The following is a 12,919-nucleotide window of genomic DNA, read 5'->3' as shown; positions in this document are numbered from 1 at the left end:
TTTGTAATTTTTTAAATTCACCCACTTGTATTTTTTAAAACGTTTGGATGACTAGATTTTATGTGACCTTTCTGCTGGGCGGGTTGCTCGGCCAGGTTATGACTACACAGGCGCAACAGGCCTTCACGCAGTATGAACAACAGATCCCCGGAACCACGGTTAGTTTTAAAATGGTGCCGATCAAAGGAGGCACCTTCACGTTAGGAAGCCCGGACAGTGAAAAAGGAAGAAACAAGGACGAAGGCCCTGCGAAAAAAGCTACAGTGGGTGATTTCTGGATGGGAGCCACAGAAGTGACTTTCGATGAATATGACGTATATGCCGATGCGGAAAAGGATAAAACTCCTATTCCGGATGGCATGACACGTCCCAGCCCGCCATATATTGATCTGACGCTGGGCATGGGTAAAGCCGGCGGCTATCCGGCCAACAGTATGAGCCAGTATGGTGCACTGATGTATTGCAAATGGCTGTATGCTAAAACCGGTGTCTTCTACCGCCTGCCCACCGCAGCGGAATGGGAATACGCCTGTCGTGCGGGCTCGTCCACTCCTTATCCGTATGGAACGGATGCATCCCAGCTGAAAAAGTATGCATGGTACGAAGCTAACAGCGAGGACAAATACCATAAAGTAGCGCAACTCCAACCCAATTCATGGGGGCTTTATGATATGCTGGGCAACGTGGCAGAATGGACGCTGGATCAGTATGATGAGAACGGCGTAGCTACCGTGTCGGCCACAGATCCGTGGACTGCCCCTACCGCTAAAATGTCCCGTGTGATCAAAGGAGGTAACTACAAAGATGCTGCACCGGCATTACGCAGCGCTGCCCGCCTGAAATCCGACCCGATATGGAATCGCAGGGACCCGCAGATCCCCAAAAGCTCCTGGTGGAATGCTGACGCTCCGTTCATCGGCTTCCGTATTGTAAGACCAGCCAAACAACCAACACCGGAAGAAGCACAGAAATTTTTTGAAGAAGTGATCGATAAATACAAAGGCGCACGCTAATCATCATCTAAAAAAAGTCAATAAATCACAACGCATTTTTATGGAAAGCGAACAACAAAAATTCCACGACAAAGGCCGCCGCGATTTCGTTAAGCAAACTTCCATGCTTGCTGGCGGATTGCTGGCCATGCCCATCTTATCTAAAGCCAATTATTTCTCCGGTTCTTCTGATGTGATCAAGATCGCCCTCATTGGTTGCGGCGGTCGTGGTACCGGCGCCGCCACACAGGCGCTGAGCACGAAGGAAAACGTACAACTGGTGGCGATGGCTGATGCCTTCCCCGACAGGCTGAACGACAGCTACAACAATATAAAGGAGGCCTTAGGCGATAAAGCCAGCCGCGTGAACGTTCCGGAAAAAAATAAATTTACCGGCTTCGATGCTTACAAACAAGCCATCGCGTTGGCTGACGTGGTGATACTGACCACACCTCCCGGTTTCCGGCCTATCCACTTTGAAGAAGCCATCAGGCAGAATAAACATGTGTTCATGGAAAAGCCGGTAGCAACAGATCCTGCCGGTATTAAAAAAGTCCTGGAGGCTGCCGCACTGGCCAAATCCAAAAAACTGAACGTGGTAGTAGGCCTGCAACGCCGTTACCAGAACTCTTACCGTGAGCTCTACAAACGTGCGCAGGACGGTATGGTTGGTGATATCCTCTCCATGCAGGTATGGTGGAACCAGGGCGCACTGTGGGTAAAACCCCGCAAACCTGAGTACACCGAAATGGAATACCAGATGCGTAACTGGTACTATTTCAACTGGCTCTGTGGTGATCATATCGTAGAACAACATATCCATAATATCGACGTAGGCAACTGGTTTAAAAACGCTACCCCGGTTACTGCCGGCGGTATGGGTGGCCGCGCCGTACGTACCGGTAAAGAATACGGCGAAATCTTTGACCACCACTTTGTGGAATACCGTTACGCTGACGGTGTGGTGATGAACGCCCAGTGCCGTCACTGGAAAGATGCTCCCAGCAAGGTAGATGAAGAGATTGTAGGCACTAAAGGCCGCATCTACTGCGACAAAGCACAGATTGTGGACCACAAGGGAAAAGTGCTCTACCAGTTTGACAAGAAAAAAGAAAACAACCCTTATCAGACCGAGCATGATGAACTGTTTGCCGCCATCGCCAAAGGGGAATACAAATTTGCCGACGCGCAGCGTGGCGCCGAAGCGACCCTTTCTGCCATCATCGGCCGTCTGGCTACTTATTCCGGTCAGCTGATCAACTGGAATACAGCGCTCAACTCCGGGCTGGACCTGCAACCGAAGACTTATGCCTTCGATGCACAGCCACCGGTAATGCCGGATGCTTCCGGAAATTATGCGTATGCGAAACCAGGTATTACTAAATATTTTTCCTGATATTTTTCTGCACACGATTTATCAAACAATGGGAAGATGCTAACGACATCTTCCCATTTTATTTATAACTTACTTCAATGAGATTAATTTTACTGCTTTCCGCCATCGGCCTGTCTTTACAGGCTTCGGCCCAGACGGCCGCCATCACCAAATGGGCCAACAATTCCCTGTTGCACGAAAAGCCACTGGAACAAGCGCATGTGGGAATATCCATTTATGAGCCGGCTACCCAAAAGTACTGGTACCAGTACCAGGATGATAAGTTTTTTACCCCTGCCTCCAATACTAAAATATTCTCCCTGTACGCCGGGCTGAAGCTCCTGGGCGACTCGTTGCCCGCTGCCCGCTATTATGAAAACGATACTGCCCTTTTTGTGAAAGGAATGGCCGATCCTTCTTTCCTGCATCCTGACTATACTTTTCAACCGTTGTTGCAGCTGTTGCAACAAACCGGTAAACAGATATATCTCGTACCTGCCGTCAATCTCAACAAACGTTATGGTCCCGGATGGTCGTGGGCCGACTTTGCCGATGATTACCAGCCGGAACTGACCGAGTGGCCCATGTACGGGAATGTGGTGCGTATCTATCACCATGGCGATACCAGTAAAATGGTGCCGGCCCTTTACGATCTGGAAGCTACACAAGACCGCACCATCAGCAATACCAGCACAGACAGGGATGAAAGAAACAATCTTTTCTTCCTGAAGTATAACCCTGCCTATAAAGAGGCTTCTTCCACGGAAGTACCTTTTATCACAGGTGCTGAGCAACAGCTCCGGGAGAGATTGCAGGACACGTTGCATAAGCGTATAGGCCTCGCCGTTGCCCCGCAGCAGGCATCGTTCCGATTACTGAAAAGCATTCCCGCCGATTCTCTGTTTACGCCGATGATGCATCGCAGTGATAACTTCTTTGCAGAACAAACGCTGATGATGGCATCTGCCAGTCTCTGGGATACGATCAGTACCAAAAAGATGATCACCTGGCTGCAGGATGGCGACCTGAAAGACCTGCCACATCCGCCGCAATGGGTGGACGGCTCCGGTCTCTCCCGGTATAACCTGATCACGCCCCGCGACTTTGTCAGCATCCTGAATAAGCTGTATGAACAGTATCCGCAGCAAAGGTTATGGGATATTTTCCCGACTGGAGGTAAAGGTACCTTGCGCAATTATTACCAGCAGCAGTTTGTACATGCTAAAACAGGTACGTTGAATGGGGTAGTGGCCTTAAGCGGGTATCTGGTAACGAAGAAGAATAAAACGTTGGTATTCAGCGTACTGGTGAATAATCATCAGGATACGCCCACGAACGTACGAAGAGCGGTAGAGCGGCTGCTGACCATGATCTGGAAAGACTACTAACGTATTCAGGGCTTGAGAATATAAGATACCAGCTTGATGGTATCATCTTCCTGGTCTGCTTCTATCAGCCCGATTCCTTTGGCGTAATAGCTGGTGGAGATGGTACCGATGGACACCGGGTTGTTGAGTACAATAGCAGAAGCGTCCAGCTTCACGGCAATCACATCGAGGTAGTTTTTGCCATTAACGGTTTTGGTGACGCCTTTCTGGGTGATGGTATGTTGCAGGATGGCTTTGGTGGTAAGGGTACCATTACTAACAGTAACGGTGTCGGACCAACTGCTGCCCATAGGCGCCGTTTCTTTGAGATAGGTCAGTTGCAGGCTGTCTGCCTTATAACCCTGGAAAGTAAGGATGCTGGCTATTTGTGTGTAATTACCATCTTTACAGCTGGAGCAGAAGAAGACGCTGTCATCACCTACTATTTTGTAGGTAGTCCCTTTGATGGTGGTATCTCCTGAAACAGTCAATGTGTATGAAATGGTGTCCTGGGTTTTGTTAACATCAATATAGGAGAAGGAAGAGTTAGTAGTATAAGGAGCATAGTCGCAGGTGGGAAATCCTGGTCCGTGGCTCATTTCCTTACTACAGGCGATCAGCAATGTGCAGCCTGCCAGAAACAAAAGGAGTGCGTGGAGGTGCTTCATAAACATTTAGATCTGGTTATTCTATAACGTTCACTACTATGAATTTATGCAAAAAAGGCCAATAGTTTTTAGAACTATCGGCCTTTTTCATGTATAGTGATTTTATGTTATTCTATTCTTACTTTAAATGAGCCACTGATGGGGACTATGTTGGTACCTGATGCCACATTGCCGGAGTACGAGCCTTCGAGATACTCGCCTGGAACTCCGGTACGGGTAATGGTAACATCTATAGATTGTGCGAAGTAACGGACATTGTTCTTATCGATCGTGAAGGATTCGACACGGCTGGTTCCAACTTTGATATTTGATAACCATAGGTTGATCCTGACGCCCTGACCTGATTTTGGAAAGGCTGAAATGCCGTAAGAAACGTAATTGCTTGTATCCGAAGCGCGGTTGATATAGTGTATTGAGTCTGTAGGGGTTGTATAGGTGGTGGTTTGGCCCTCCATCAAAAGAGAGATGGTGCTTGCCTGTATAGCATCACATGCCTGAAGGTCGCGGGTGTAATCGCCCGGTGCGGCCTGGAAGGTAGTGGTAGACATCTTATTGGCTGTCTCGTCTACCGGATTCAATACTACCGTAGCTGTAGTGGTTTCGCAACGCAGAATGGAAGCAGTATAGGTACCATTCTGGATTGGTGCTGCATAATGCACGCCATTTACTTGTATGTTGACAACCCCTTTGGTAACGGCAGCACCATCGCAGGTGGTTACTTTTCCACTGAAAGACAATTTAGACTGTGGATCGATAGTGATATTGAATGTGCCTGCGTTGGCATCTGTTGACCATGGACCTGCTTTTTTAGAGAAGATAACTTCACCGCATTTGTCTTTTATCGAGATCGTCACCTGTTCGTTGGCAGGAACCAGCCCGCTTACTTCTCCGGCAGCATCCGTATAGCCGTAAGTGTTGCTGTTATTGCTGCGGGTGATCTGCACGGCAGTGTTGGCCAGCGGGTTGTTCTTGTCATCTTTGAAAGTGGCTTTGAAATTAACAACGGGGAACTGGGCATCACAATTCCAGAAGGAGAAGTGTTTAACAGTGCCGACGTAGCTGTTGCCCATTTTTTCCGCGCTGCCTTCCTGTTGCCATAAGCCGGTGCTTTCATTGAAGTGCCACAACGGGATGGTTGCTGGTGCTGTCTGTCGCAGCGTAGCCGGGATTTCCATCCGGAAGGTAACGTTGTTGGTGCCGTCGAGGTGCAGTTTCTCGCCGTTGTCCCCTTGCAGCTCCAGGGCCATCATACCGAAGGACTGTAAAGCTACCAGCTCATTTTTATCATTGACAGCCCGCAGGTCGCCGGGCATGATATCCGCGAAATCATTTCTTTCCGGATTGATGAAAGCATATGTCAGCGTGGCTTTGCCTTTGTAAGGGTTGTTGGACGCGTCCAGCACCTGGTTGGGGACAAAGATGAACTGGGCATTGGAGGCACCGATGACGCCGCCGGCGGCAGCGTCAAATGTACCGGCGGTTGCCTTAGGCAGAAGTTGAATCTGTACAAACTGCTCCCTACCGGCAGCGGTTACACGAAAAGTCCGGATACCGTTAAAGAACCCTGCTTTCTGCACGGTCACTACGGCGGCGGCTTCGGTGATGCTCACCTCCGGGAAACGGAACGAGCCGTATTGATCGGTGATGGCGTTCTGGTCTCCGCACAATACCCGTGCGCCAGCGATGGGATTATTGCTTGCGTCTGTAACAATACCTTGTACGCCTGCCTGTACCTTTTTGTCAGAAATGGGAGGGGTGCCGGTGGAGGGATTAGTTGTTTCTGGGGGATTGTCTACTGTCACCATTCGTTTGTCGCAGGCTGAGAGCAACAGGGTACAGCAGGTTAACAGCCATAAAATTCTTTTTGTCATAGGGATGAAAATAGCTGATAAATAATTCGCTAAGGAGATGCAAATATAAAATATTCCTTTTATGCATATATGCTTTTAAAAAAAGGCGTCAAAACCACGCTTATTTTTAGAAAAAAATCAATCTTTTTCTGAATATCTTACCTGGTGTATTGAATACACTTGTTGTAAAAACTAAGTCTTGTTGTAAAATCTAAATCACGTTATAAGTATACGTTATTGAAAAACAGTAAAACGTAGCATTTTTTATCACCCAAAAATCTCATTTATGAATCCACGTTATGCGAAGGCAATGCTATTGCTATGCCTTTCCGCCGCCTCCTCAGGGCCGGTCGCTGCCAGGGCTTTAGTGCCTGCGGTGTGGCAGCAGGCCAATCCAACAGTAGAAGGTAAAGTCAAGGACGTCAACGGGAATCCCCTGCCGGGGGTAACGGTACTGTTGAAAGACAGCCAGCGCGGTGCCGTTACCGACGTAAAAGGAAGCTTCACACTGAAAGACGTTAAAAGAGACGCCGTACTGGTGTTCCAGTTTGTAGGCTATGATCCGCAGGAAGTAAAAGTGGAAGGCCGTACATCCATCAACGTTGTCCTGAAGGAAAACCAGAAAACACTGGACGAATACGTAGTGGTAGGGTATGGCACCCAGAAAAAAGTGACCAAAACCGGCGCCGTGGCCACCGTAAAAGGAGCCGAACTGCAACAGTCTCCCAACGTGAACATCTCCAACTCACTGGTGGGACGTATTCCGGGTATCATCGCGGTCAACAACAGCGGCGAGCCGGGCAATGACAACTCCCGTATTTTTATCCGCGGCCGCAGTACACTTGGTGTCAGCACACCACTGTATGTAATTGACGGTATTCCCCGTGAAGGCTTTGCCCGCCTGGCCCCCGGAGATATTGAAAGCGTGTCGGTATTGAAAGACGCCGCTGCCGCTATCTACGGTTCCCGTGCAGCCAACGGCGTTATTCTCGTTACCACCAAACGCGGAAAAATAGGTAAGCCTACTGTCAATTACGGCTTTAACCAGTCTTTTGTGTCACCCACCCGCCTGCCTAAAATGGCGGATGCGCCCACTTATGCCAGACTGGTCAATGAAATCCTGCAGTATGGCGGCGACGCGCCCCGCTTTTCGGAAGATCAGATCAAAAAATTTGGTGATGGCTCCGATCCATGGTTATATCCTAACACCAACTGGTACGATGCGGTGATCAAAAATACCTCCCTGCAAAACAGGCATGACCTGTCCCTCAGCGGCGGCTCAGAAAAAATGACTTATTATGTATCACTCGGAAGCCTCTTCCAGGATGGTATCTATAAGTCCAGCGCTACCTATTATAAACAACAGAACATCAGGGCCAACCTCGATGCGAACGTTAACGAAAATGTGCATCTGCGGTTTGACCTGGCAGGAAGACTGGAAAACAGGCACTTTCCGCCCCGCTCTGCCGGTTCTATTTTCCGTTCCCTGATGCGTGGACGGCCCACTGAAAATGCTATCTGGCCCAATGGTCTCCCCGGACCGGACATCGAATACGGAGACAACCCGGTGGTAACGAGTACCGATATTATTGGATACACCAATGATAAAAACTATGTAGTCAACGGTACCCTCGGCGCTACCATAAACATCCCCTGGGTAAGGGGACTGTCTGTCGATGGAAACTTCGCCTATGATCAGAATTTTGCTTTCATCAAAACATGGGTAAAACCCTGGACGCTTTACACGCTTGATCCCAACAGCCCGGACCATAAGCTGAACCCGGCTTCCAGAGGGGTAAGCGCGCCGGAACTGAATGAAAGTTTCAATAGCAACCGTATGACAACGGTGAACGTGAAACTGAATTATGTACGCTCTTTCGGAAAACATAACCTGAACACTTTCATCGCCTTTGAACAGGCTACTTTCGATGGTGACACCATGCTGGCCAATCGCAGGTACTTTATCAGTGATAAGCTCGACCAGCTGTTTGCCGGCGGCGATAAAGAGAAAAATAACGGTGGCACGGGCTTCTCATTTGCACGCAGAAACTATTTTGGCCGTGTTTCCTACAACTATAAAGAAACCTACCTGTTCGACTTCAACGCCCGTTATGACGGTACGCAGAACTTCCCGCGCAACAGCCGCTTTGGTTTCTTCCCCGGCGCATCTGTGGGCTGGGTGCTGTCTAATGAAGGTTTCTGGAAAAAAGGGGTGCGTGCCGTGGATTACTTCAAAATCCGTGCTTCATGGGGCCAGATGGGGAATGATCAGATCCCGTCTTTCCAGTACCTCAGTACATACGGGTTCAGCGATGGCGGCGTGATGTTCGGCGGAGACCTGAACAAAGGGATTTACCAGATGCGTTCTCCCAACGAAGCCATCACCTGGGAAATGGCCAATAACTACGACGTAGGTATCGAAGCTTCGCTGCTGGGTGAAAAACTGTCCGTAGAAGCGGATTATTTCTATACCCGCCGCGCCAACATCCTGGTGAGCCGTAGCCAGTCCATGCCCGCTTATACCGGTATGACGCTGCCGCAGGAAAACATCGGCAAAGTGGAAAACAAAGGTTTTGAAGTTGTCCTGAAACACAAAAACGATATCAACAAATTCCATTATGAAGTAGTCGGTACCGTTACCCATGCCCAAAACAAAATCCTGTTCTGGGATGAAGTGCCGAATGTTCCCGAATGGCAGAAATCAACCGGCAGAATGATCGATGCACCGCTGTACTACAAAGCGATCGGCATCTACAAAACACAGGAAGAAGTAGACAAGTCTCCCCATATCAGCGGAGCCCGCGCTGGTGACGTTATCTTTGCCGACATTGATGGCAATGGCATCATCGATGACCTGGACCGTATCCGGGTGAACCGCACTGAAAATCCAACCTGGATATTCGGCCTTACCCTGAGCGCCAAATACAAAAACTTCGACTTCACCATGTTATGGCAGGGCGCCACCGGTGCCAGTCAATATCTGCACACAGAGTCCGGCCTTATCGGCAACTTCCCCGAAGCGTATATCAAGGACCGTTGGACAACCGACAACATCAACGCATCCTGGCCAAGGGTTAATGACCGCGACCGCGAATACTGGGTAAACCGCCAGAATACTTTCTGGTTCTGGAAAACAGACTATGCCCGTCTTAAAACAGTGGAGCTTGGATATACCATTCCCGGGTCAGCCATCAGGAGCATAGGCCTGCAAAAACTGCGGGTATATGTGAGTGGTCAAAACCTGGTGACGATCGACAACGTAAAAATATTTGATCCGGAAGCGCCCATGGGCAGCGGCCAGTTTTATCCGCAGTCGAAGATTTATAATGTGGGATTAAATGTTACTTTCTAAACAACAAGCCATGAAAAAATCAAACATCATACAATATATAGTAGTGGCGGGATTACTGTTTGCCACTGCTGCGTGTAAAAAAGACTTCCTGGAAAAGAAGCCGCTGACAGAATATGAGGAATCGGATGTATGGAAAGACAAAGGCCTGGTACAGGCGTTTGTGAACGACCTCTATGTGCAGATGCGTCCAGGATACCAGGAAGTAATGCTGGCCTCCATGACAGATGAGGCCCGGTTTATTCACGATTATAACACCTCCCGTGTTGTACAGGGTAACGTGTCGCCTGATGATATCGGCCGGCTCAGTGATTTCGCCCGTTGGGACAATCACTACAAGGAAATCCGTAACTGTAACATGTTCTTCGAAAAAATTGATCAGTCGCCCATCGATGATGCTACACGCAACGCCATGAAGGGTGAGGTGCATTTTATGCGTGCCTGGTATTATCACATGCTGGTGAAATACTATGGTGGTGTGCCGCTGATCACCAGGACTTTTAATGTAAAGGGAGATGAACAGGAAATCCTGAACATCAAACGGGCTACCTATGAAGCCTGTGTGAAATTTATCTCCGATGAATGCGACAGTGCCTCCAAACTGCTGCCGGCGGTGTATGAGTTGCCGAAAGACAAAGGCCGTGTTACCAAAGGCGCAGCCATGGCGCTGAAATCAAGGGTACTGCTCTATGCAGCCAGCGATTACTTTAATGTCAACGTAAAAAGTCCGTTGATGGGCTATACCACCGGTAGCCAGACTGACCGTTTACGGGCAGCTAAAAATGCGGCTAAAGCGGTGATGGACATGGGCATCTATGAGCTGTACCACCCAACAGATTCCGCAGCAGAAAACTACAGCCGCATCTTCCTCGATAAGGACCACAAAGAGCTGATTTTTATCAAACAATATGATAAGGCGCTGTTGGGCACTTCACATGATCTTTACAATGGACCTAATGGTTATCACAACTGGGGTGGTAATGTGCCGCTGGAGAACTTTGTGACGGGCTACCAGATGAAGGATGGTTCCGCGTTTTCCTGGGCAAATGCCGATCAGGCTAAAGCACCTTATGTAGGCCGTGACCCGCGTTTCTATGCCACTATCCTCTATGACGGCGCCAAATGGAAGCCACGTCCTAAAGATGGTGCAGAAGTAGATCCCATTGGTATTATTCAAACAGGCAAATACGAACCCAAAAATGGTGGCCGTGACAGCGTATGGGGATTGGATACCCGCAACAGCACTATCGAAAACTGGAATGGTACTTTCTCCGGTTATTACCTGCGCAAGTTCATGGACAAAAACCTGGACGCGCAGTTTTTCCGCGGTGACCAGAACTGGATTTTCATCCGTTATGCGGAGGTGCTGCTGAACTATGCAGAGGCCAGCATCTGGCTGGGCGAGGAGGCAGATGCGTTGCCTGCGCTGAACGCTGTGCGCACCAGGGCGGGGATGCCTGCCACCACTGCTTCCGGTGATGCGCTCAAAGCTGTGTTGAAGTATGAAAGAAGATATGAGCTGGCTTATGAAGAGCATCGTTTTTTTGATGCCCGCCGCTGGGTAGCTGATGCGATGACTTATTTCAACGGTAATGCCCAGGGCATTGAAGTGTTGGGATCACAGATTGCCAACCACCCGTTTGTGTACCGACCCATCAGTATACAGAGCCGTACGTTTAAAGACAAGGATTATCTGTTGCCTATTCCTGCTGCTGAGATCAGAAAAAATAGCAACCTGGAACAACAGGTGCCGTATAAATAAGGAGATATTTGGGCTATATAAAAGGCGAGGGAAGACCATCAAGGTCTTCCCTCTTTTATTTAAATCAAATATCTCCGTAATTAAACGCCGAGTGACCAGCCGTCGCGGTAGGTGCGTTTCACAAACTGGTTAGCTTCATCGAAGTTGGTGATCTTCATATTGGCGCCATCCCAGAGCAGTTTGATGTAGCGTCCGGGGTAGTCGTATCCTTTCCCGGAAGCTTTAGCCTTGCGGATATCGAAGCTGCGGATAGCCAGGTTGGCCATCAGGATAGTTTCGGTCAGCGGGCCAGCGATCTCGAATGGAGAGCTGAGTGTTTTGGCCTGTTTGCTGTTGTAACCGGCAATGGCTGCGTTTACCCATTGCACATAGTGTCCTTCCGGTACGCGGGCAATGGTTTGCGGCACATTCACTTCGGTGCTGCGGGAAGTAGGCAGCAGTTTGGGGTACATACCGTAAGTACCGCACATCATTTTGCCTTTATCACCGATGAAGATGGCGCCGTTGCCGCCGTCGCCCATCACTTCATTGGGGCCCAGCTCTTCAGGGCGCTCCGGTTGAATACCGCCGTCCATCCAGTGCAGTGTGATTTCCTTGCCGTTTTTACCAGGGAATTTCATGATCACATGAGAAGAAGGAGGGCAGCTTTCCGGGAAGTAGCCACGGGTGAATTCACCTACGTAAACGCTGCCTACACTGCACTCTACGGAAGTGGGGTAGCCGAGGCCCAGTACGCGGAAAGGTGGTTCAATGATATGACAGCCCATGTCGCCGATAGCGCCGGTACCGTAGTCCCACCAGCCGCGCCAGTTGAACGGCACGAGGTTGTCTACATAATCTTTTTTAGGCGCGGTACCCAGCCACAGGTCCCAGTTCAGTTCTTTGGGCACTTCAGCTTTACCGGTAGGCCATGCAATACCCTGCGGCCAAACGGGACGGTCTGTCCAGCAGTATACGGTGTGTACATCTCCGATCAGGCCGGCGTTGTACCATTCCATCAGTTGACGTACACCATCGCCGGAAGCGCCCTGGTTACCCATCTGGCTGACCACTTTATGTTTCTGAGCGCCTTGCGTAAGCATACGCGCTTCATAGATATCATGTGTCAGTGGCTTCTGCACATATACGTGTTTCTTCAGCTGCATAGCGCCCATGGCGGCTACAGCGTGCTGATGGTCCGGCGTGGACACAGAAACCGCATCGAAATTTTTGTGCTCTTTATCGAACATCTCCCGGAAGTCGGCATAGAACTTCGCTTTCGGGAATTTTTTAACGGCTTCGGCTGCACGACGAGTGTCTACGTCGCAGAGGTAAGCAATATCGGCAGGGCCTGCGGCAAATCCGGTAAGATCGCTGTAGCCTTTACCGCCAACACCGATACCGGCAACACGCAGACGGTCGCTTGGTGCGGTAAAACCTCTACCCAGTACATGACGTGGAACGATCATGAAACCTGCGGCTGCCAGTGCGCCGTTTCTCAGGAATGATCTGCGGGACACCTGGTTGTTCCCGCTCTTTTTTTCTGGAACCATGAGTGATATTCTTTTTAGGTACTT

At 49.5% G+C, this 12,919-nt stretch carries 8 protein-coding genes; 5 read left to right on the top strand and 3 right to left on the bottom strand.

What is annotated here, in order from left to right; all coding sequences use genetic code 11:
* Positions 1 to 47 precede the first annotated feature (47 nt).
* From HHL17_RS02805 to HHL17_RS02795, 3 genes are all read left to right on the top strand, one after another.
* Positions 48 to 1,013 carry a formylglycine-generating enzyme family protein gene (locus HHL17_RS02805; protein ID WP_169223273.1) on the top strand — a complete coding sequence of 322 codons (966 nt, stop codon included), beginning with the start codon at positions 48 to 50 and terminating at the stop codon, positions 1,011 to 1,013.
* Between the two features lie 40 nt (positions 1,014 to 1,053).
* Positions 1,054 to 2,388, top strand: coding sequence for a Gfo/Idh/MocA family protein (locus HHL17_RS02800; protein ID WP_169223272.1), 1,335 nt, complete (start codon positions 1,054 to 1,056; stop codon positions 2,386 to 2,388).
* A 77-nt stretch (positions 2,389 to 2,465) separates the two neighbouring features.
* On the top strand, positions 2,466 to 3,755 hold the full coding sequence (locus HHL17_RS02795; protein ID WP_169223271.1) for a D-alanyl-D-alanine carboxypeptidase/D-alanyl-D-alanine-endopeptidase: 1,290 nt from the start codon (positions 2,466 to 2,468) through the stop codon (positions 3,753 to 3,755).
* Between the two features lie 5 nt (positions 3,756 to 3,760).
* Here HHL17_RS02795 and HHL17_RS02790 read toward each other — a convergent pair whose 3' ends face one another.
* Positions 3,761 to 4,402, bottom strand: a complete 642-nt coding sequence (locus HHL17_RS02790; protein ID WP_169223270.1) for a hypothetical protein — start codon at positions 4,400 to 4,402, stop codon at positions 3,761 to 3,763.
* Positions 4,403 to 4,509: 107 nt separating this feature from the next.
* The gene (locus HHL17_RS02785) at positions 4,510 to 6,273 is read right to left on the bottom strand and encodes a carboxypeptidase-like regulatory domain-containing protein (RefSeq protein ID WP_169223269.1); all 1,764 of its coding nucleotides are present in this window, start codon (positions 6,271 to 6,273) and stop codon (positions 4,510 to 4,512) included.
* A gap of 265 nt (positions 6,274 to 6,538) precedes the next feature.
* Here HHL17_RS02785 and HHL17_RS02780 point away from each other — a divergent pair, with 265 nt between their 5' ends.
* Both HHL17_RS02780 and HHL17_RS02775 read left to right on the top strand, forming a co-directional pair.
* The gene (locus HHL17_RS02780; RefSeq protein WP_169223268.1) at positions 6,539 to 9,604 is read left to right on the top strand and encodes a SusC/RagA family TonB-linked outer membrane protein; all 3,066 of its coding nucleotides are present in this window, start codon (positions 6,539 to 6,541) and stop codon (positions 9,602 to 9,604) included.
* Positions 9,605 to 9,614: 10 nt separating this feature from the next.
* Positions 9,615 to 11,363 (top strand): RagB/SusD family nutrient uptake outer membrane protein, encoded by a 1,749-nt coding sequence (locus tag HHL17_RS02775; protein WP_169223267.1) that lies wholly within the window; start codon positions 9,615 to 9,617, stop codon positions 11,361 to 11,363.
* 80 nt (positions 11,364 to 11,443) lie between these two features.
* Here the strand turns inward: HHL17_RS02775 and HHL17_RS02770 are convergent, their stop codons facing one another.
* Positions 11,444 to 12,895: a Gfo/Idh/MocA family protein gene (locus HHL17_RS02770; RefSeq protein WP_169223266.1), complete on the bottom strand. Its 1,452-nt coding sequence runs from the start codon at positions 12,893 to 12,895 to the stop codon at positions 11,444 to 11,446.
* Positions 12,896 to 12,919: the final 24 nt, after the last annotated feature.

It is taken from the genome of Chitinophaga fulva, from assembly GCF_012927205.1.
Lineage (GTDB): Bacteria > Bacteroidota > Bacteroidia > Chitinophagales > Chitinophagaceae > Chitinophaga > Chitinophaga fulva.
The sequence above is the reverse complement of the archived record's forward strand: the minus strand, read 5'-3'. Positions and strand labels throughout refer to the sequence as shown.